This is a genomic window from Streptomyces sp. NPDC029836 (assembly GCF_055574495.1).
In genome coordinates this window covers 52,471-72,996 of sequence record NZ_JBVHZI010000024.1, presented here as the reverse complement: position 1 = coordinate 72,996, position 20,526 = coordinate 52,471, and the positions used below count along the sequence as shown (strand labels likewise).

Below are 20,526 nucleotides of genomic sequence, written 5' to 3'. Positions count from 1 at the left end.
TGTCCGCAGCTTCGTTTGCCGGGCGGCACCGCGCGCCAACAAATCACGTTTGAGCCCCGGACGACACCCCACCCCGTCCCCGACCCCGACCTGCGGCTCTCCTCCTCCGGCCTCATTCGGCCCCGCCGGCGTTCAGGCGCGGGGGACCCAGGGGGTTGTGCCCGTCGTGTTCGATCAGCGGGCCGGATCGGGTAAACCCGGCCTCGCCGGCGTTTCAGGCGCGGGGGGCCCGTGTGGGTCAGGTCAGGGTGGTGGTGAGCCAGGCGGCTGTGATCAGGAGGCAGGCCAGGAGTTCCACCAGGACGCTCGTTCCCGCGGCCCGCATCCCGGTGCGGACCGCCGCCCGCGCCGCCCTGTGCGTGCCGAGCCGTCGCCGCTCGTAGAGGTACATGCCGCCCATGAACCCCGGCACCGCCCCCACCACCGGGACGAGGACGAAGCCCAGTACCGCGCCCCCGCCCGCGCACGCGGCCATCGCGGGCGTGACGCCCAGACCCTGGATCCGCCGCGGCGGCAGCAGCCACTTCACGACCTGAACCACCAGCAACAGCCCCGTCGCGGAGGCGAGCAGCACCCACGCCCCGTCCGACCGTACGTGCAGCGCCCACCACAGGACGCCCGCCCAGACCAGCCAGGTTCCCGGTACGCCCGGGACCAGTACGCCGAGCACCCCGAGCAGGAACACCAGCCCCACCAGGACCAGCTGAGGCAGCTCCATCTGCTCAGGGTGACCGACGGGGGGCTATCGGGCCACCCAGCCCCGCTCGTGGGCGTGCCAGCCGAGCTGGAGCCGGGTCGTGACGCCCGCCAGTTCCATGAGGCCCTTCACCCGCCGCTGCACCGTCCGCAGTCCCAGTTCCAGGTGCTTGGCGACGCTCGCGTCCGTCATGCCGGCCAGGAGGAGGGAGAGGATCTCCAGGTCGGTGGTGTCGGGGCCGCCGTCCCCCTCCTCCGCGCAGCCCGTCGAGCCCAGCCGCAGCGGCAGCGACTCCCTCCACACCGCCTCGAACAGGCCGAGCAGGGATTCCAGCAGTCCCGACGCGTGGACGACGAGGGCCGCCGGCTCCGCGCCCCGCGCGGTCAGCGGGACCATCGCCAGCGTCCGGTCGGCGATCACCAGTTTCGTCGGGACCTCGCCCGTCACCCGGATGCGTTCGCCGCGCGCCAGGGCCGTCGACGCCTCCCGGATCCCGGTCGGCAGGGTCAGTACCCGCCGTTCGATCACGACCCGGTACTCCACCCCGCGCACCGAGGCCCGTTCCTCGGCCTCGTTCTCCGTCCCCGTCACCACCTGCGGCCGGCCACTGACGAGCGCGCACACCTCCTGCGTCGCGCCCAGCTGGAGCTGGTGGAAGCGGTGCGCCACCGCACTGGCCCCCGTCACCACCTCCACCAGGTCGTGGACGGCCATCTCGCCCGCCTCGGCCCGGTACTCCTCCGCCAGCAGCACCGCCGCCAGCTCCGCCTGCTCCAGCTCGTGCCGCTGCTGGGTCAGGAGCGCGCCGAGCGCCACCCCGGGCGGCGCCGCCACCCAGCGTCCGGGCCGCGCCGAGGACTGCGCGGCCAACCCCTGGCGCTCCAGGTGTCGCAACGCCCGTTCGGTCTGCGGCACCGGCAGCGTCAGCCGGTGCGCGAGGTCGGGCACCTCCGCCGCGCCCAGCGCCACCAGCGCGCGGTACGCCGACTCCTGCCCCTCGTCCAGACCTATCGCACCCAGCAACCCGTCCACCCCACTCTCAGTGCCGTTCCTGGCGGGAAGCGGCCACGGCGCAAACCCGCCGCCGACATCATCGCCGCACCTCCCGCCCCTCTGCCAAGGTGTCGCCACCGCAGCACCACCATCCACCGGCCAGAGGCCACGTGTACGTCAGCTATGCCGTGCAAAAGAGCAGTTGGCCGGAATTCACCTGGGGAGAGCGATGCGCCCGATATCGCGAACGGCAGTCGGGGCGGCCACAGCGGCCGTCCTCGCCGTCACCGCAGTCGGCCCGTCCGCGGCACTGCCGAGCGACGGACCGCCGGGACCGAGACCACTCGTCGGGAGCGGGGCGGCGGGCGCGCGGCCCGCGGCGCCCGTCACCGTCACCCTCGTCACCGGGGACCGCGTGCTGGTCTCCACGGACGCCGCCGGCCGCACCGCCGCCACCGCGATGCCCCGACAGGACGCAGCCTGCCCGTCGTGCAGACGCGCCAGAGCGGCAAGGACGTCTACGTCTACCCCGAGAGCGCCGTCAAAGCACTGGCCGCGGGGCGGGTCGACGAGGAGCTCTTCAACGTCACCGGGCTGATCCGGCAGGGCTACGACGACGCCCACAGCGAGAAGCTGCCGCTCATCGCCGTGTACGACGGCTCCGTCGCCGTCGCCCGCAACACCCCGCCCGCGCCCCGCGGCGCCGACCGCTCCCTGGTCCTCGGCTCCATCGGGGCCGTCGCGCTGGCCGCCGACAAGCAGCGGGCCGCCGAGTTCTGGGCCGACGTCTCCGCCGCCGGCGCCGCGCGCGCCGCGGGCGGACTGAAGAAGCTGTGGCTCGACGGCAAGGTCCGGGCGAACCTGGAACGCTCCACCCGACAGGTGAACGCCCCCGCCGCCTGGGCCGCCGGACTCGACGGCGCCGGCACCAAGGTCGCCGTCCTCGACACCGGCACCGACCTCGAACACCCCGACCTCAAGGGCCGCGTCGCCGCGTCGAAGAACTTCACCGACTCCGACACGGACACCGACCGGCAGGGCCACGGCACCCACACCCTCTCCACCGTCGGCGGATCGGGGGCCGCGAGCGGCGGCGCCAAGAAGGGCGTCGCGCCCGGCGCCGAGCTGCTCAGCGGCAAGGTCCTCAACGACCAGGGCTACGGCCTCGATTCGTGGATCATCGCCGGGATGGAATGGGCCGCGGCGAGCAAGGCCGACGTGGTCTCCATGAGCCTCGGAGACCCCTCACGGACGGCCTGCGACGACCCGCTCGCCACCGCGGCCGAGCGACTCTCGCAGCAGGGAACCCTGTTCGTCGTCGCCGCCGGGAACTCCGGCCCCGGCAACAACACGGTCTCCTCGCCGGGCTGCGCCCCCGGTGTGCTGACCGTGGGCGCCGTCGACCGCGACGACACCACCGCGGGCTTCTCCAGCCGGGGCCCGGCCGGAGCCGCCCACACCCTCAAGCCGGAGATCGCGGCCCCCGGCGTCGGGATCTCCGCCGCCGCCGCGGGCGGTCGCGGCGTGTACGCCTACCAGTCCATGTCCGGCACCTCGATGGCCACCCCGCACGTCGCCGGGGCCGCCGCCATCGTCAAGCAACGCCGGCCCGAGTGGAGCGGACAGCAGATCAAGGCCGCCCTCGTCGGCTCCGCGAACACAGGCGTCCCCGGGGACGTACGGCAGACCGGAGGCGGCCGCCTCGACGTGAGGGCCGCCGTCGACACCACCGTCACCGGCGCCCCCGCCGTGCAGGGCGGAACGTACGACTGGCCGCAGGACCGCAGCGACCGCACGAGCGTCGAGGTCCCGTACACCAACACCGGACCCCGGCCCGTCACCCTGAGCCTCGGCGTCGAGAAGGTCACCGGCAACGACGGTTCCGCCGTCCGCTCCCCGGTCGCCCGACTCGACCGGCGCACGGTCACCGTCCCCGCCGGAGCCACCGTCAAGGTGCCGCTCCACCTCGACCCGGCGGCGAAGCTGGAGCGCTCCCAGTACGGGGACGTCACCGGTCGCGTCGTCGCCACGGCGGGCGGCGTGCGCGTCTCCACCCCCTTCTCCCTGTACGTCGAACCCGAGACCGTCACCCTGCGCGTCAAACTGATCGACCGCGCGGGCCGGCCCGCCGCCGGCCCCTCCTCGCTGGACGTCATCGGCACCGACGACGCCTCCGGCGAACGCCGCTTCAACGAGGGCTCCGTCGACCAGGTCTACCGGGTGCGCCCCGGCGCCTACTTCCTCTCCGCGTTCGTCGGCACCCCCGACGCGGGGGAGGGGGCCGAACTCATCGATTCCCTCACCTACTTGGGCCGCCCGCAGACCGAGGTGGAGAAGGACACGACCATCGTCCTCGACGCCCGCAAGGCCGGCCGGCTGACCATCGAGGCCGACAAGCCGGTCGAAGCCCGCAACACCACCCTCGGCTTCGCCCGCAGTTGGGACGACACCTGGCTGCACGCGGGCACCGCCATGGGCGGCCGGACCATCCGCGGCTACTACGCGTCGGTCGAAGGCCGGGCGAAGGACGGGGAGTTCGAGTTCACCGGCTACTGGCGGGCAGCCGCCCCGCTGATCTCCGCACTGAAGGTCACCGGCGGCCCGGCGCTCCACCCGATCACCGCCTCCACGGGCAGCGACAACCTCGACGGAACCGGCCGGGCCCGCCTCGTCGACGCGGGCTCCGGCACCCCCGAGGAACTCGCCGAGGCGGGCGTCAAGGACGCGATCGTCCTGGTGAAGGCCACGGACGGCGCACTCCACGAGGTGGCGGGAGCCGCCAAGGCGGCGGGAGCCAAGGGGGTCCTCGCCCACCGCGAGAACCCCGGCCGCTGGGTCGCCTCCACCGGCTACGCCGGCGGCGCCCTCCCCACCCTCACCATCGAGTCCGCCGAGGGCCGCGCACTGCTCGCCCGAGTTGCGGCGGGCCCCGTCACGCTCGAATGGAAGGGCACCGCGAACAGCCCCTACCTCTACAGCCTCGCGTTCCCCGAGAGCGGCCCGATCACGTCCGACCGCACCTACCGGGTGCGCGACCGCGAGCTGGGGCAGGTCGACTCCACCTATCACTCCATGGGCGTGGCAGCCGACTTCGTCGACCTGTCGGGGGCCTACCGGCCGATCGGCAGCGCCGTGTACTTCGGCGGGTTCGAGACCGTCGCGGCGCCCGGCACGCGCACCGAATACCACAGCGCCGGGGACACCAGCTGGGAGCAGCTCGTCTCCAGCAGCTTCCCCTGGGGCGAGTTCATGACCGGCGCGCAGCGCACCTACGCCAAGGGCAGCAGGACGAGCGCCACTTGGTACGACGGGGTCATCGGGCCCGTCGCACCCCGTGACGCCGCGGGCAAGGAGGCCCTCGCCGCGGAACGGCAGGGCAACCTGATCGGCTTCGCCCCCGCGATGTGGGGGGACGGCACGCACTCCGCGCAGCCCGGTGCCTTCGGTGACATCGGCGGGCTCCAACTCGTGCGTGACGGACAGGTCATCGGGGACAGTGCCTACCCGTCCGGGGTGTTCGAGGTGCCGGCCGACGCCGGCCGCTACGAACTCACCCAGTTCATCGAGAAGATCGGCTCGCCGGCCCGCACCTGGCAACGCTCCACCGCGGTGCGCACGACCTGGGGCTTCCCCTCGAAGCTCGACCCGGCAGCCCCTTCGCAGGGCCTGCCCGTCCTCTTCCCGAGGTACGCGGCCCCGCTCGACGGGATGAAGACGGTCGCCGCGGCGAACGGTCAGAGCATAGGACTGGGCGTCACCGGGCACGCGGGCTACGCGCCGGGAGCGCTCACGTCGGCGAAGCTGTCCTACTCCTACGACGGCGAGACCTGGACGGCGGCGAGGACCACGGAGCGGGGCGGCCGGTGGACGGCCGTCGTCGACCATGCGGGAGCCTCCGGCAAGGCGGTGTCGCTGAAGGTCGAACTGGCTGACGCGAACGGCGCGACGGTCACCCAGACGGTCACCCGGGCGTACGAAGTCCGCTAGCCCGTACGGGCGGAGGGCGGGGGGTCCACCGGGCGGCGGCCCGGTGGACCCTTTTCGCGCGTTCGGGGTTTTCCGCCGCCCGGGTGGGCCGAGAATGGGGGCATGAGTCAGCAGGGCGCGGAGGACTGGTGGCAGAAGCTCTACGACGATCCGGAAACGGAGCCCGAACCTGATCCGGGGGACACCCTGGACCACCGATTCGACTCGGCGTCCCACCTGGTGACCGACCCGCCACCGACCCCACCCCCGCCCCGTCCGCCGACACCGACGGCGGGTGGGGTGCCGCCGCGGCTCCCGCTGCCTCCGGAGGCGCCCGCGCGGGGAGGTGGGTCGCCGCCGCAGCCCCCGTCGGGTCCGTTGTCGGCGCCGCCCGTGCCGGAGGTGCCGCCGCTGCCGGCGGCTCCGCCTTCGGTGTCACCGGCCTCGGCGACCCAAGGGCCCGCGCCTCGGTCTTCGTCGACGCCAGGTACCTCGGGGGACGTTCCGCTGCCGGGGGAGCGGTCGCTGGACGGGCCCCCGGCGCCCGCCTCCGGATCGCCGGCGCCTTCGGCGCCGATCCCGCCGCAGCCGGCTCCCGTCTCGCCGACGGGGTGGTCCGGGTGGGCTCCCGCGCCGCCCGTACCGTCGCAGGCGCCTTCGGCACCGGGTCCGCTGTCGCGGGAGGGCGGGTCGCCGCAGGGCGCGTCCGGGCAGGTTTCCGGGTCGCGGGCTCCGGTACCGCCCGCGCCGATCCCGTTGTCGAAGGACTCGGCGGGGCAGGAGAGGTCTCCCGAAGCCCCCTCGGGCCGGTCCCCGTCGGTGCAGGCGCCGACCGGAGCGGCCCCGACCACGTCGGGTTCCCTGGCGGCGGAGCCGCTGGTTCCCGGCCCCCGGCGAGGCTCCTCGGAGCCGCAGCCCGCGCCCCCGCGCGACCCCCGCCTGATGGGGGAGACGGGGTACGCACAGGGGGACGTGACCGTGCCGCCGGAGCCGACCGAGCCCCCCGCCCCGTACGAGCCGGCCCGCCCCACCGAACCGCCCGCGCCGCCCGGCGGCCCCGCCCCGGGCAGCCCGGTACCCGGCTCGGGAGCACCACGGGGCCCCGGAGCCGAGCCCGAACCGGACCCGCAGGTACCGCCCTCCGGTTCCGCCGGTCCGGCGCACCCGCAGGTACCGCCCTCCGGTTCCGCCGGTCCGGCGCACCCGCAGGTACCGCTCGCCGGTTCCGCCGGTCCGGCGCATCCGCGCGGCGCGCCCTCCGCTTCCGCCGGTCCGGCGCATCCGCAGGTGCCGCCCTCCGGTTCCGCCGGTCCGGCGTACCCGCAGGTACCGCCCTCCGCTTCCGTCGTACCCGGGTACCCGCCGGATCCGTCCGTACGGGAGGTCCGCGACGGGTTGCCGCAGGCGCTGCCCGCGCGGCCCACCGGGCCCGGGCTCCCGGGGGAAGCGGGCGCGGGCGCGGCAGCTCCGGCCGCCGGGCCGCCCGCGCCGGGCCCCGCTTCGACGACGGTCGGCCCCACCGGCCCCGGCCGGGCCGCCGTGCACCCCGATCGGCCCACCGTCAGCCACCTGGGGGACCGGGCTCCGACCTACGCCGCCGAACCGGGCGCGCTGCCCGCGGCCGACCCGGCGGCGTTGGACGACCTGACCCCCGACACGGTGCTGGAGGGGGCCCGATACGGGACCTACACGCTGCGCGCCGCCTCGCTGCGCGGGGACTCCGCCCGCTACCGGGGCGAGGCGCGCCGGGACGCTCTGCTGACCGCCCGCTTCGGCAGCGGCGAGGACGCCCTGGTGCTGGTGGTCCTGGCCGGCGGGGACCGGGCGGCCCCCGGGGCCAGGGAGGCGGCGGCCGATCTGTGCCACACGGTCGCCGCCGCCGTCGGGCGCAGCCGCGAGCGGCTGGCCGACGACATCCGGGCGGGCCGGCGCGAGGCCCTGCGCTCGGGGCTGCAACGGCTCACCGACCGGGGCTACGGACGGCTGCGCGCCCGCGCCGCCGAGCTCGGGCTTCCCGAGGACGCCTGCACGGCCGGGCTGCGCGGCCTCCTGCTGCCCCTGGACCCCCGGTGCGCCAACCGGGTGTGCTTCGGCGCCGGCCCGGGCGGGGTCTTCCGCCTGAGGGCGGGCGCGTGGCAGGACCTGGAACCCGACCCCGCACCGCCCGCCGAACCCGGCACGGGCACCGGCGCCGGCGGCTTCCGGTTCCGGGCCTCCGTGGCCCGCCCCGGTGACACGCTCCTGCTGTGCTCCGGCGGCCTCGCCGAGCCCCTGCGGGAGGAGGCCGTGCTCCCGGCGGAACTCGCGGCCCGCTGGTCGCAGGGCGAGCCGCCCGGCCTCGCCGCGTTCCTCGCCGACACCCAGCTCCGCCTCAAGGGGTACGCCGACGACCGGACGGCCGCCGCGGTCTGGGAGGCGTAACGGCACGGAACGTGCGTGGATGGGAGGCGCACCCGGCAGTGCCGAACCGGAAAGGGCGCCCCCTCCATGGCCAAGCAGAACGTGGCGGAGCAGTTCGTGGACATCCTCGTGCGCGCGGGCGTTCAGCGGATGTACGGAGTCGTCGGCGACAGCCTCAACCCCGTCGTGGACGCCATCCGCCGGACCGGTGACATCGAGTGGATCCAGGTCCGGCACGAGGAGACGGCCGCCTTCGCGGCGGGCGCCGAGGCACAGATCACGGGCAGGCTCGCCGCCTGCGCCGGTTCCTGCGGTCCCGGCAACCTGCACCTGATCAACGGGCTGTACGACGCCCAGCGTTCCATGGCCCCCGTCCTCGCGCTCGCCTCGCACATCCCCTCCGGCGAGATCGGCCTCGGCTACTTCCAGGAGACCCACCCCGACCAGCTCTTCCGCGAGTGCAGCCACTACAGCGAGCTGATCTGCAACCCGCAGCAGATGCCCCGGCTGCTCCAGACGGCCGTGCAGCACGCCGTCGGCCGCAGCGGCGTCAGCGTCGTCGCGCTGCCCGGTGACATCGCCTCGCAGCCCGCGCCGGAGAAGGCGGTGGAACACGCGCTGGTGACCGCGCGGCCCACCGTGCGGCCCGGTGACGGGGAGATCGAGAAGCTGGTCCGGCTCGTCGACGAGGCCGACCGGGTCACCCTGTTCTGCGGCAGCGGCACCGCCGGCGCGCACGCCGAGGTGATGGAGTTCGCGGGCCGGGTCAAGGCCCCGATCGGCCACGCCCTGCGCGGCAAGGAGTGGATCCAGTACGACAACCCGTACGACGTCGGCATGAGCGGGCTGCTCGGCTACGGCGCCGCGTACGAGGCCACGCACGAGTGCGACCTGTTGATCCTGCTCGGCACGGACTTCCCGTACAACGCCTTCCTCCCCGACGACGTGAAGATCGTCCAGGTGGACATCCGCCCCGAACACCTGGGCCGTCGGTCCCAGTTGGAACTCGCGGTCTGGGGAGACGTACGGGAGACCCTGCGCGCGCTGAACACCCGGGTCAGGGCCAAGACGGACCGCCGCTTCCTGGACCGGATGCTGAAGAAGCACGCGGACGCCCTGGAGGGGGTGGTGAAGGCCTATACGCGCAAGGTGGAGAAGCACACACCGATCCATCCCGAGTACGTGGCGTCGGTTCTGGATGAACTCGCGGATGACAATGCGGTGTTCACCGTGGACACCGGCATGTGCAACGTATGGGCGGCGCGCTATCTTTCCCCGAACGGAAAGCGGCGCATCATCGGCTCCTTCAGCCACGGCTCCATGGCCAATGCCCTACCCCAGGCGATCGGGGCGCAGTTCACCGACCGGAGCCGTCAAGTGGTCTCGATGTCCGGCGACGGTGGCTTCTCGATGCTGATGGGAGATTTCCTCACCCTGGTGCAGTACGACCTGCCCGTCAAAGTGGTCCTCTTCAACAACTCATCCCTCGGAATGGTCGAGTTGGAGATGTTGGTTTCCGGCCTGCCTTCGTACGGGACCACGAACCAGAACCCGGACTTCGCCGCGATCGCCCGCGCGGCGGGCGCCTACGGGGTCCGCGTCGAGAAGCCCAAGCAGCTCACGGCGGCTCTGAAGGATGCTTTTCGACACAAGGGCCCTGCTCTCGTGGACGTGGTGACCGACCCCAACGCCCTGTCGATTCCGCCGAGGATCAGCGCCGAGATGGTGACCGGATTCGCCCTGTCCGCCGGCAAGATCGTGCTGGACGGCGGGGTGGGCCGGATGATCCAGATGGCTCGATCCAACCTGCGCAACGTACCGCGCCCTTGAGGCCGCAGGAGTGCGAATTGCCCCGGGGGGCATGCATTCCGTAGGCCAGTTCGAGCAGTGCGCATACGGGGGAGGTACATCGCCGTGCGGGTGGGGGCGAATACCGGAAAGCTGTGGAAGAAGGGCCGGCCGGTGCCGCGCGAACCGTCCGACGGGGGCGGCGCGGCCGACGGGGTGCGGATCAGGCGGAGCGTGGACCGGGCCGACCTGAAGGCCATCGGCGAGATCCGACGGGCGCTGCGGGACCTGCTGCGCCACCGGTGCCGGGCCGAGGCGGCCGACGTCGCGGAACTGCTGATCACGGAACTCGTCACGAACGCACTGGTCCACACCGAGCACGGCGCGGAGGTGTCCGCGAGTCTGGCCGCCGCCACGCTGCGGGTCGAGGTCCGCGACTACACGGCCCGCCGCCCCCGCCCGTACGCACCGTCCGCCGACGACGGTACGCACGGCCGGGGGCTGGCGCTGGTCCAGGCGCTCGCGGACGCCTGGGGCGTGGACCCGCTCGCACTGGGGCGCGGCAAGGTCGTCTGGTTCGAACTCCGCGCCGGATAGCGGCGACGGCCCGACATGACGGTGGGGCGGCTGCCCCGGGGGATCCCCGGAGCGGCCGCCCCACGTTTCGTGCGCACGGTTCGGATCAGCCGAACTGCTGTTCCAGGTCCTTCAGTTTGCGCTCCAGTGAGTCGAGCCGGGGAATCGTCTGGGTGTCGTCCTCGGCCGTCAGGTCGACCGTCCGGGCGCCGGACGGATCAAGGGGTTCGGTTCCGCCCACGGCCTGCAGGGAGGGCCGGCGACGCAGGGGCAGCTGTCCCGCTTCCGATATGGCCGGCTCCGCGCCGACCGGCGCGGAGCCCGTTCCGGGGTTCAACCCCGGCATGTCGACCTGTCGGGCCCGCGCCCTGCCGAACGCCCGGTTCTGTCGGCCGAGGGCCTTGATGTGGGCCCGGTCCAGGCGGTGTTGCTCCCGCCTGCGGTGTCGGTCCTGTTCCTTCTCCTTCTTGTCCTCGCGCACCTCGTCCACGGCCTCGTCGAGGGTGCGGACCCCCTCCAGCAGCATGAGCGACCAGGCGCCGAAGGTCTCGCGGGGGGCCCGCAGCCAGCGGACCATCCGGATCTGCGGCAACGGCCTCGGGATCAGGCCCTGTTCGCGCAGCGCCGCCCGGCGCGTCTGCTTGAGGGCGCGGTCGAAGAGCACGGCCGCCGACAGTGACATCCCGGCGAAGAACTGCGGGGCGCCGTCGTGTCCGAGGCCGCGGGGCGCGTGCACCCAGTTGAACCAGGCGGCCGCGCCCGCGAACAGCCAGACCAGCATGCGGGACCCGAGGGCCGCGTCGCCGTGACTGGCCTCGCGAACGGCCAGCACCGAACAGAACATCGCGGCGCCGTCGAGGCCGAAGGGGACCAGGTACTCCCAGCCTCCGGACAGGTTCAGGTTCTGCCGGCCGAAACCGACGAGCCCGTGGAAGGAGAGCGCGGCGGCGACCGCCGCGCAGCAGAAGAGCAGGACGTACGAGGCGGTCCCGTAGACGGCTTCCTTGCGCCGTCTGCGTTCCTCGCTGCGTTCCCAACTGTCCTCGGCCGCGGCCTTCTCGCTCTCCCGCTTGCCCCGGGCCAGTACCGCCACTGCCGCAAGTACGCCCAGGATCAACAGGCTGCCGGGCAGCAGCCAGTCCAGCGATATGTCGGTCAGTCTCATGCGGATGTCCCTTGCCTCGCGTATGCGGCGTTCCGGGCGCCATAGTGGCGCAGCCGGTCCGGGGTGCACGCGGTTTTCGGGGCAAGTGGACGCCATCGGGGGGCGCGTCCCGTCGGATAGGGCGTTGTGGCTCGAACTGGCGCTCGTGTCAACGGGGTTGCGTTCGAATGCACTTCATCCCTGCGAGTGGGTTCAGTCGGTGGTGGCGTCCGCCACCAGTCGGGTGACGCGGTCCGCGTCACAGGTGCGCGGACAGGTCGTACAGGTGTCCTCCGGTCGGATCGTGTAGAAGAAGCAGCAGCCCGCCCGGTCGCGGGTCGTCAGCTCCTGTCCTTCGGGGCCGCGCAGCGTGCGGAACCCCGCGCCGCCCGTGTACGGGGCGGTCGAGCCGGGCAGCAGCAGCTCCAGCTCCCGCACGGCCCGCTCCTCCTCGCCGAACAGCTGCCCGAGGTACCACAGGCCCTCGACGAGGTCGTCGGTCGCCATCGCCCACAGGGCCCGCCGGCCGCGCCGGGTCCGCGGGCCGAAACCTTCCAGCAGCGGGGTGAGGTGTTGGGACACCGCTGCCCGCACCTCGCTCCGCAGTGACTCCTCGTCGGGCACGACACGGGCCCCGGGGAGGGCGGCCGCCGGATCGTCCGGCAGGCACGCGAAGGTTTCGACCCGTACGGACATCTGTCCGCGGGTCCGGTGGTACGCCACCTCGGACACCGGCAGCCGGGGTACCCGACGGTCCAGGAACCAGGGGATCGTGATCAACAGGACGGCGGGCCAGGCGTACCGGTGCAGCCCGAACCCGGCCACCACGTCGGGTCGCCCGGCGGTGCCGTAGTCGCGCAGCACCTGGGCGTGGTCCCAGGCGAGGAACGCGTCTACCGCCTCCCCGCCCGCCGCGAGCTCGTCCGCGCCGACCCATCCCACACCGCTTGGGAGGGGTTCGTGCGCGCCGTGCTCCGTGATCGCCAGCCCGGGGTGGGCCGCCGTCAGTCGCCGGTACGCGTCCGCCACCGGAGAGCCGTCCGGGGCGGGTGCGGTCGGGAGCAGGACGTCAACAGCCAAGCCGGTCATGACGGACCACCGATTCACGCGATCGTTAGAAGGTTAGCCTTACCTTACTCGACCTTTCGTGGGGTGTGTCCAGCCGGCCCGCCACGAATTACGGCGACCTCGACGGAATCGGCGCGCCCGGCCCGCTCCACCCCGCCGACCTTGGCTTATTCTCGGATCCGGTCGAGACCCGGAGGAGGACCGAATGCACGCAGCGGACCGCCCCGCGGTACCGACGAACCCGCTGATTCCCGCACAGAACGCCCAACCGGCGGAGGCGGAGGCGGACGGCAGCGCGCAGCCGGAGCAGCAGCAGCAGCCGGCGCAGTCGGCCGACCGCCCGGACCCGGTGCGGATCGCCCCCAAGGTGCTGCGCCATTCGGTGCGCGCGCAGGTGCTGGAGGCCCTGCGGGCCGCCCTCGTGGACGGCGAGCTCGCGCCGGGGGAGATCTACTCCGGCCCGGCCCTCGGCGAGCGGTTCGGGGTCTCCGCGACCCCCGTACGGGAGGCGATGCAGCAACTCGCGCTGGAAGGCGCGGTGGAATGCCTGCCCAACCGGGGGTTCCGGGTCCTGAGCCGCACCCCCCGCGCGCTGGCGGAGCTGGCCGAGGTAAGGGCCCTGCTGGAGGTTCCCGTGATGCTCCGCCTCGCCCGCACCGTCCCGGTCGGGACCTGGGAGTCCCTGCGCTCCGCCGCCCACGCCACCGCCGAGGCGGCCGCCGCCGGCGACCTGCCCGGCTACGCGGCCGCCGACCGGGCCTTCCACCGGGCCGTGCTGACCCTCGCGGACAACGCCGAACTCGTCCGGCTCACCGAGGAACTCCACCGGCGCGCCCAGTGGCCCCTGCCCGGAGCCCCGCGGGTGCGCCGCGCCGACCTGGTCGCCGACGCGGCCGAGCATTCGGCACTCCTGGAGGCCCTGATCGCGGGCGACCTCACGGTGGTGGAGTCACTCGTACGGGAGCACTTCGCGGGCGCCCACTGACCCGACGGGCTACGCCGGCGAGGGGTGCAGTTGGTCCGCCAGCCAGGTCGGGATGCCGCCCAGCAGGTGGAACAGGCGCCGGGCCTCCGCCCGCAGCCGGGCGGCCTCGGGCTCCGGCTCGGCCTCGGCCAGGGCCGCCAGCGCCGGGGCCGTACCGACCAGGAAGCCCAGCTCCTCGCGGATCCGCAGGGACTCCGTGAAGCCCTTGCGGGCTTCGGCGACCTCCCCGTCCCGCAGCGCCAGTGCGGCCAGGTGCCGCCAGGTGAAGGACAGCAACAGGGTGTCCCCGTGGGCCACCGCGCCGGCGTGGGCCCGCCGGTACGCCGGTAGGGCCGCCTGCGGGGAGTCCGCCAGGTGCTCGGCGACCAGCCCCCGACGGAAGTCCAGCAGCGGCCGGGTCCGGGAACCCGGCGACAGCAGGGCCGCGGAGCGGCCGAGCGCCGAACGGGCCTCGTCGGCCCGGTCGCGGACCCCGAGCACGGTCGCGGCGTAGGCCAGCTGGCCCCGCTCGCACGCGGCCGCGCCCCGTTCGTCGTCGTCGTGGGCCACGGCCTCCGCGACCCGCAGCGCGTCCTCCGCCTCGGCCCACCCCTGGCCGGTGAACAGGCACCGCTCCACCAGGAGCGCGGTGCGCTGCACGGCAGCCCCCGCGTGGTGGGCGTGGGGCGTCAGAAGGGCAGCCGCGTCGGTCCAACAGCCGCGCGAACGCAGCCGCCATATCGCCCGCTGGAGGGGGTCGTCGCCCCCCGTGGATCCCGCACCGGACACGGCGGTATCCGCCACATTGCCCTCCCCGAAGCAACCAAGCAGCACGTCTTTGAGCCCTGGGGCGAAATGAGAGCACGGATCGGTCGCATCGGCCAAGGGGTCGGGTGAACTCTTTCACAAAGTCCGGACGAGGTGTCAGGGGGCCCGGCCCGTACGGTCGTCCCCGCGCACCGCCCCCAGGAGGTGGGGCGGGGCGGTCTTTCCTCAGCTCATCGGCCGTGCGGGCTTCAGCTCATCCGCAGTGCGAGGAAGAAGTCGAGCTTGTCCTCCAACCGGGACAGGTCCCGCGCCGTCAGCTGCTCGATTCGCCCCACCCGGTAGCGCAACGTGTTGACGTGGAGGTGCAGTCGGGTCGCGCAGCGCGTCCAGGAGCCGTCGCAGTCCAAGAACGCCTCCAGGGTCGGGATGAGCTCCGCCCGGTGTCGGCGGTCGTAGTCCCGCAGCGGGTCCAGCAGGCGGGCCGTGAAGGCCCTGCGCACGTCGTCGGGGACGAAGGGCAGCAGCAGCACGTGCGAGGCCAGCTCGTGGTGCCCGGCGGCGCAGACCCGGCCCGGGCGGGCGGCGGCGACCCGGCGGGCGTGCCGGGCCTCCTCCAGTGCCCCGCGCAGCCCCTCGGCGGAGTGCACGGCGGCGCTGACGCCGAGGGTGAGCCGCCCGTCGTCGGCCAGACCGGCCGCCAGGGGCTCCCGCACGGAGGTCAGGAGCACGTCAGCGTGCAGGGCGGAATCGGGGCCGCCCTTCTCCTCCCCGGGCTCACCGGGCAGCGAGGGCAGCGGCACGAGCGCGATGGCCTCGTCACCCGCATGGGCCACCGCGATCCGGTCGGAAGGCTCCGGGCCCGAGATCGACGGGTCGACCAGGATCTCCTCCAGCAGTGACTGGGCCACCGGCCCGCCGGGGATGTCCCCGCCGTCCCAGTCCACCCGCGCCACCACGACCTGCCAGTGCGGGGCGCCACCCAGTCCGGGCAGCAGCACCGGGGCCGCCACCCGCAGGCGGGCCGCGATCTCGGCGGGCGCGGCGCCCGTCTGGACCAGTTCGAGCACCTCCTGGGCAAGTCGGCGGCGCACCGTACGGGCCGCGTCGCGGCGTTCCCGCTCGACCGCGATCAGCTGGGTGACGCCCTGGAGCAGATCCAGCCGCTCGGCGGGCCAGTCGCCGGCGTCCGCCTCGACGGCCAGCAGCCAGTCCGACAGCACGCTCTCGCGCACGTCACGGGCGGCGGGACCCGGGCCCCGGCCGTGTCCCCTGATCGGGAACAGCGAGTAGGTAATACCCTGGATGGACATCCGGTGCGGGCCCCTGCGGCCGGTCCGGACCGCCGCGAGGTGTTCGCTCGCCAGCGTCGCGCAGACGCCCGGAGCCAGCGGCTCGCCGGCGCCGGCGATCTGCCGGCCCGTGGGCGAGAGCACCCAGGCCCGCAGATCGAGGTCCGTGGTGAGCAGATCCAGCACCACATCGGGTCCCCCTCCCGCCGGGCCCGATGTCATCAGCCGCCGGTGGCGGTCCACGACCGCCGCGAGATCGCCCGCGCGCTCCCCGGAGACCTGCCGCACCACGTATTCGGTGATGGTGGCGAATGCAACGTCCTCGTTCACCGCGAACAGCGGGAGCCGGTTGCGCCGACAGGCTGACACGAGGTCGTCGGGGACGTCGCCCAGCTCGGCCTCGCCCGCCGCGAGGCCCGCGACGCCCGCGCTCGCGAGGATTCGTACGAACGGCTCGGAATCGGCTGAATTTCTTCGCCATGCCAGGCCGGTGAGGACGAGTTCTCCTCCTGACAGGTACCGGCTGGGATCCCGTAGGTCGGTCGTCATGACCCCGCGGACCGTCCGGTCGAGTTCTTCCTCGCCGCCCAGCAGCCGCAGCCCCAGCGCCTCGGTTTCCAGCAGTGCGCGCAGCCGCATGATGTCGCCGCCGATCTGTCTCGATGTTGCCGTTGGAAATCGGGCAGGTCGTCGCATCCTGCCTTTCATACGAATCTACAAGACGAGGGAGGCCCCCAGCCAACTCCTTCATGGTTTCGGTGACTGCACCCAAGGGACGCGTGGCTTGTGTACTGACTCCACACCGCATTAACAGCACGTGAACGACCAGTCGAGGGCCCTTCGGCCTCCTGGCTTGAAGTGAACGACACGATGAAGAAGAAGAGAGCCGCACATGGACTTCCTTCGCCCCGCCAGCTGGGAGGAGGCGCTCGCCGCTAAGGCCGAGTACCCCACAGCTGTGCCGATTGCGGGTGGCACCGACATCATGGTCGAGATCAATTTCGACCACCGCCGTCCGGAGTACCTCCTCGACCTCAACCGCATCGGTCTGCTGCGGGAGTGGGAGGTAGGCGAGGAGGTCACCAAGCTGGGCGCCTCCGTCCCGTACACCCAGATCATGGAAAACCTGCGCGGTACGCTGCCGGGTCTCGCGCTCGCCTCGCACACGGTCGCGTCCCCGCAGATCCGCAACCGCGGCGGTGTCGGCGGCAACCTCGGTTGCGCCTCGCCGGCCGGTGACTCCCACCCCGCCCTCCTCGCGGCAGGCGCGGAGGTCGAGGTCGAGTCGGTCCGCGGCGCGCGAATGATCCCGATCGACGAGTTCTACACGGGCGTCAAGCGCAACGCGCTGGCCCCCGACGAGCTCATCAAGACGGTCCACATCAAGAACGCCGCCGGTCCGCAGCAGTACTCGAAGGTCGGCTCCCGCAACGCGATGGTCATCGCGGTGTGCGCCTTCGGTCTGGCGCTGCACCCCGACTCCCGCACGGTCCGCACCGGCATCGGGTCGGCCGCGCCGACCCCGATCCGGGCGAAGGCCGCCGAGGAGTTCCTGAACGCCGCCCTCGAAGAGGGCGGTTTCTGGGAGTCGGGCAAGGTCATCACCCCGTCGATCGCCAAGCAGTTCGGTGACCTCGCCTCCGGCGCGGCCAACCCGATCGACGACGTCCGCGGCACGGCGAAGTACCGCCGCCACGCGGTCGGCATCATGGCTCGCCGCCAGCTCGTCTGGACGTGGGAGCAGTACCGCGGCACCAACGGCCGCTCGCTCGAAGGGGCTGCGTAACCATGCGCGTCAATTTCACTGTCAACGGTCGTCAGCAGGAAGCCGACGACGTGTGGGAGGGCGAGTCCCTCCTCTACGTCCTGCGCGAGCGCATGGGCCTGCCGGGCTCGAAGAACGCCTGCGAGCAGGGTGAGTGCGGTTCGTGCACCGTCCGTCTCGACGGCGTGCCGGTCTGTTCCTGTCTGGTGGCCGCCGGTCAGGTCGAGGGTCGCGACGTCGTGACCGTCGAGGGCCTGGCGGACTTCGCCAAGCAGCGCGCGGAGCACGGCCACGGTGGTGCCTGCGGCACCGGCGGCGGCTGCGGAAGCAAGGGCGTGACCACCGACGAGGCGAAGCGCTGGGCTGCCAAGCCCGGTGACTCGCAGACCGGTGAGGGCCTCGAACTCTCCAACATCCAGCAGGCGTTCATCGACGCCGGCGCCGTCCAGTGCGGTTTCTGCACCCCGGGTCTGCTCGTCCAGGCGGACGCGCTGCTGGAGGAGAACTCCGACCCGTCCGACCAGGACATCCGTGAGGCCCTGTCCGGCAACCTCTGCCGCTGCACGGGCTACGAGAAGATCCTCGACGCGGTCCGCCTCGCGGCCGCCCGTCAGGGAGAGGCGGTCTGACCATGGCTCAGAACACCCGCACCGTGCCCGCCGGTACGCCGACGAACGTCACCCAGAAGCACAACAAGGGCGGCATCGGCGAGTCCATCCTCCGTCCGGACGGCACCCTCAAGGTCACCGGCGAGTTCGCGTACTCCTCGGACATGTGGCACGAGGACATGCTGTGGGGCCAGACGCTGCGCAGCACCGTCGCCCACGCCGAGATCGTCTCCATCGACATCTCCGAGGCGCTCGCCATGCCCGGCGTGTACTCGGTGCTGACGTACGACGACCTGCCGGCCGAGATGAAGAACTACGGCCTGGAGATCCAGGACACCCCGGTTCTCGCCCACGGCCGAGTACGTCACCACGGTGAGCCGGTCGCCCTCGTGGCCGCCGACCACCCGGAGACCGCCCGCCGGGCGGCTGCCAAGATCAAGATCGACTACCGTGAGCTGCCGCTCGTCACGGACGAGGCCTCCGCCCTCGCCGAGGGCGCGCCGCTGATCCACGAGAACCGCGACGACCACCACATCGGTCACGTCCCGCACCCGAACATCGTGCACCGCCAGCCGATCATCCGCGGCAACGTGGAAGAGGCCCGCAAGCGCGCCGACGTCATCGTCGAGGGCGAGTACACGTTCGGCATGCAGGACCAGGCCTTCCTCGGCCCGGAGTCCGGTCTGGCCGTGCCGTCCGAGGACGGCGGCGTCGAGCTGTACGTCGCCACCCAGTGGCTGCACTCGGACCTCCAGCAGATCGCCCCGGTCCTGGGCCTGCCGCCGGAGAAGGTCCGCATGACGCTCTCGGGCGTCGGCGGGGCCTTCGGTGGCCGCGAGGACATCTCGATGCAGATCCACGCCTGCCTCCTGGCCCTGGCCACGAACAAGCCGGTCAAGATCGTCTACAACCGCTTCGAGTCCTTCTTCGGCCACGTGCACCGCCACCCGGCGAAGCTCTACTACGAGCACGGCGCCACCAAGGACGGCAAGCTCACGCACATGAAGTGCAAGATCGTCCTGGACGGTGGCGCGTACGCGTCCGCCTCCCCGGCGGTCGTGGGCAACGCCTCCTCCCTCTCGGTCGGTCCGTACGTCCTGGAGGACGTGGACATCGAGGCGATCGCGCTCTACACGAACAACCCGCCGTGTGGCGCGATGCGCGGCTTCGGCGCCGTCCAGGCCTGCTTCGCCTACGAGGCCCAGATGGACAAGCTCGCGCAGAAGCTGGGCATGGACCCGGTCGAGTTCCGCCAGCTCAACGCCATGGAGATGGGCACGGTCATGCCGACCGGCCAGGTCGTGGACGCCCCGGCGCCCGTCGCCGAGCTGCTGCGCCGGGTCAAGGCCCGCCCGCTGCCGCCCGAGCGTCAGTGGGAGTCGGCCGGAGAGGGCGCGGACGTCCGCGCGCTGCCCGGCGGCCTCTCCAACACCACCCACGGCGAAGGCGTCGTCCGCGGCGTCGGCTACGCGGTCGGCATCAAGAACGTCGGCTTCTCCGAGGGCTTCGACGACTACTCCACCGCCCGCGTGCGCCTGGAGGTCATGAACGGCGAGCCCGTCGCGATGGTCCACACGGCCATGGCGGAGGTCGGCCAGGGCGGCATCACCGTCCACACGCAGATCGCCCGTACCGAGCTGGGCGTCACGCAGGTGACGATCCACCCGGCCGACACGCAGGTCGGCTCCGCCGGTTCCACGTCCGCCTCGCGGCAGACGTACATGACCGGTGGCGCCGTGAAGAACACCTGTGAGGCGGTCCGCGAGGCCCTGCTGGAGATCGGCCGCCGCAAGAACGGCTCGTACCACCCGGCGTGGGCCACGGCCGAACTGCTCCTCGAAGGCGGAAAGGTCGTCACCGACGGCGGCGAGGTCCTCGCGGACATCGCCGACATCCTGGAGGGCGAGGACGCGATCGACCTCGAACTCGAGTTCCGTCACGCGGCGACCGAGCCCTTCGACCTGGTCACCGGCCAGGGCAACGGGCACGTCCAGTACACCTTCGCCGCGCACCGCGCGGTCGTCGAGGTGGACACCGAGCTGGGCCTGGTCAAGGTCGTCGAGCTGGCGACCGCCCAGGACGTCGGCAAGGCGCTGAACATGCTCTCCGTGGTCGGCCAGATCCAGGGTGGTACCACCCAGGGCCTGGGCGTCGCGATCATGGAAGAGATCATCGTGGACCCGAAGACCGCGAAGGTGCGCAACCCCTCCTTCACGGACTACCTGATCCCGACCATCCTCGACACCCCGACCATCCCGGTCGACGTCCTGGAGCTCGCCGACCCGAAGGCCCCGTACGGCCTGCGCGGCATGGGCGAGGCCCCGACCCTCTCGTCCACCCCGGCCGTCATCGCGGCCATCCGGGCGGCGACCGGTCTGGAGATCAACAAGACGCCGATCCGTCCGGAAGCCCTCACCGGCACCCTCTAGGACGGCGTGGTCCGGGGGCCTCGGCCCCCGGACCCCCCGGATTTCCGGGCGGCGGGACAGGGAACGTCACA

At 72.8% G+C, this 20,526-nt stretch carries 13 protein-coding genes and 1 pseudogene; 8 read left to right on the top strand and 6 right to left on the bottom strand.

Annotated features, from left to right (window positions below; all coding sequences use genetic code 11):
• Positions 1-238: 238 nt before the first annotated feature.
• Both ACZ4XJ_RS35535 and ACZ4XJ_RS35530 read right to left on the bottom strand, forming a co-directional pair.
• Positions 239-718 carry a DUF456 domain-containing protein gene (locus tag ACZ4XJ_RS35535; RefSeq protein WP_362878489.1) on the bottom strand — a complete coding sequence of 160 codons (480 nt, stop codon included), beginning with the start codon at positions 716-718 and terminating at the stop codon, positions 239-241.
• Positions 719-742: 24 nt separating this feature from the next.
• Entirely contained in the window at positions 743-1,720 is a 978-nt protein-coding gene (locus ACZ4XJ_RS35530; protein ID WP_362878488.1) for a helix-turn-helix domain-containing protein, read from the bottom strand.
• 199 nt (positions 1,721-1,919) lie between these two features.
• On the opposite strand from ACZ4XJ_RS35530, the pseudogene ACZ4XJ_RS35525 reads away from it, so the two are divergent.
• From ACZ4XJ_RS35525 to ACZ4XJ_RS35510, 4 genes and pseudogenes are all read left to right on the top strand, one after another.
• A pseudogene (locus ACZ4XJ_RS35525) lies at positions 1,920-5,677 on the top strand (S8 family peptidase).
• Positions 5,678-6,598: 921 nt separating this feature from the next.
• Positions 6,599-8,077: a protein phosphatase 2C domain-containing protein gene (locus tag ACZ4XJ_RS35520; protein ID WP_468498653.1), complete on the top strand. Its 1,479-nt coding sequence runs from the start codon at positions 6,599-6,601 to the stop codon at positions 8,075-8,077.
• Positions 8,078-8,143: 66 nt separating this feature from the next.
• Positions 8,144-9,886 (top strand): pyruvate dehydrogenase, encoded by a 1,743-nt coding sequence (locus ACZ4XJ_RS35515; RefSeq protein WP_468498652.1) that lies wholly within the window; start codon positions 8,144-8,146, stop codon positions 9,884-9,886.
• 132 nt (positions 9,887-10,018) lie between these two features.
• Positions 10,019-10,441 carry an ATP-binding protein gene (locus ACZ4XJ_RS35510; protein ID WP_468498651.1) on the top strand — a complete coding sequence of 141 codons (423 nt, stop codon included), beginning with the start codon at positions 10,019-10,021 and terminating at the stop codon, positions 10,439-10,441.
• Positions 10,442-10,526: 85 nt separating this feature from the next.
• Here ACZ4XJ_RS35510 and ACZ4XJ_RS35505 read toward each other — a convergent pair whose 3' ends face one another.
• The gene (locus tag ACZ4XJ_RS35505; protein ID WP_362878477.1) at positions 10,527-11,585 is read right to left on the bottom strand and encodes a DUF2637 domain-containing protein; all 1,059 of its coding nucleotides are present in this window, start codon (positions 11,583-11,585) and stop codon (positions 10,527-10,529) included.
• Between the two features lie 192 nt (positions 11,586-11,777).
• Positions 11,778-12,653 carry a (2Fe-2S)-binding protein gene (locus ACZ4XJ_RS35500; RefSeq protein WP_468498650.1) on the bottom strand — a complete coding sequence of 292 codons (876 nt, stop codon included), beginning with the start codon at positions 12,651-12,653 and terminating at the stop codon, positions 11,778-11,780.
• 184 nt (positions 12,654-12,837) lie between these two features.
• Between ACZ4XJ_RS35500 and ACZ4XJ_RS35495 the strand changes: the two genes are divergently transcribed.
• Positions 12,838-13,617 (top strand): GntR family transcriptional regulator, encoded by a 780-nt coding sequence (locus ACZ4XJ_RS35495; protein ID WP_468498649.1) that lies wholly within the window; start codon positions 12,838-12,840, stop codon positions 13,615-13,617.
• A gap of 9 nt (positions 13,618-13,626) precedes the next feature.
• Here the strand turns inward: ACZ4XJ_RS35495 and ACZ4XJ_RS35490 are convergent, their stop codons facing one another.
• Positions 13,627-14,400 (bottom strand): hypothetical protein, encoded by a 774-nt coding sequence (locus ACZ4XJ_RS35490; RefSeq protein ID WP_362878471.1) that lies wholly within the window; start codon positions 14,398-14,400, stop codon positions 13,627-13,629.
• 212 nt (positions 14,401-14,612) lie between these two features.
• The gene (locus ACZ4XJ_RS35485) at positions 14,613-16,292 is read right to left on the bottom strand and encodes a PucR family transcriptional regulator (RefSeq protein ID WP_362878469.1); all 1,680 of its coding nucleotides are present in this window, start codon (positions 16,290-16,292) and stop codon (positions 14,613-14,615) included.
• Positions 16,293-16,545: 253 nt separating this feature from the next.
• Here ACZ4XJ_RS35485 and ACZ4XJ_RS35480 point away from each other — a divergent pair, with 253 nt between their 5' ends.
• The 3 genes from ACZ4XJ_RS35480 to ACZ4XJ_RS35470 are packed head-to-tail and all read left to right on the top strand — an operon-like array spanning position 16,546 to position 20,455.
• On the top strand, positions 16,546-17,439 hold the full coding sequence (locus ACZ4XJ_RS35480) for an FAD binding domain-containing protein (RefSeq protein WP_362878467.1): 894 nt from the start codon (positions 16,546-16,548) through the stop codon (positions 17,437-17,439).
• 2 nt (positions 17,440-17,441) lie between these two features.
• Positions 17,442-18,047, top strand: a complete 606-nt coding sequence (locus ACZ4XJ_RS35475; RefSeq protein ID WP_362878465.1) for a (2Fe-2S)-binding protein — start codon at positions 17,442-17,444, stop codon at positions 18,045-18,047.
• A 2-nt stretch (positions 18,048-18,049) separates the two neighbouring features.
• The gene (locus ACZ4XJ_RS35470) at positions 18,050-20,455 is read left to right on the top strand and encodes a xanthine dehydrogenase family protein molybdopterin-binding subunit (protein WP_362878463.1); all 2,406 of its coding nucleotides are present in this window, start codon (positions 18,050-18,052) and stop codon (positions 20,453-20,455) included.
• The last annotated feature ends 71 nt before the right edge of the window (positions 20,456-20,526 follow it).

Bases quoted from the DNA above. Each gene is read 5' to 3' on its own strand.
- ACZ4XJ_RS35535 (WP_362878489.1), bottom strand. From the start codon at position 718: ATGGAGCTGCCTCAGCTGGTCCTGGTGGGGCTGGTGTTCCTGCTCGGG.
- ACZ4XJ_RS35520 (WP_468498653.1), top strand. From the start codon at position 6,599: ATGGGGGAGACGGGGTACGCACAGGGGGACGTGACCGTGCCGCCGGAG.
- ACZ4XJ_RS35515 (WP_468498652.1), top strand. From the start codon at position 8,144: ATGGCCAAGCAGAACGTGGCGGAGCAGTTCGTGGACATCCTCGTGCGC.
- ACZ4XJ_RS35505 (WP_362878477.1), bottom strand. From the start codon at position 11,585: ATGAGACTGACCGACATATCGCTGGACTGGCTGCTGCCCGGCAGCCTG.
- ACZ4XJ_RS35500 (WP_468498650.1), bottom strand. From the start codon at position 12,653: ATGACCGGCTTGGCTGTTGACGTCCTGCTCCCGACCGCACCCGCCCCG.
- ACZ4XJ_RS35495 (WP_468498649.1), top strand. From the start codon at position 12,838: ATGCACGCAGCGGACCGCCCCGCGGTACCGACGAACCCGCTGATTCCC.
- ACZ4XJ_RS35485 (WP_362878469.1), bottom strand. From the start codon at position 16,292: ATGCGGCTGCGCGCACTGCTGGAAACCGAGGCGCTGGGGCTGCGGCTG.
- ACZ4XJ_RS35480 (WP_362878467.1), top strand. From the start codon at position 16,546: ATGGACTTCCTTCGCCCCGCCAGCTGGGAGGAGGCGCTCGCCGCTAAG.
- ACZ4XJ_RS35475 (WP_362878465.1), top strand. From the start codon at position 17,442: ATGCGCGTCAATTTCACTGTCAACGGTCGTCAGCAGGAAGCCGACGAC.
- ACZ4XJ_RS35470 (WP_362878463.1), top strand. From the start codon at position 18,050: ATGGCTCAGAACACCCGCACCGTGCCCGCCGGTACGCCGACGAACGTC.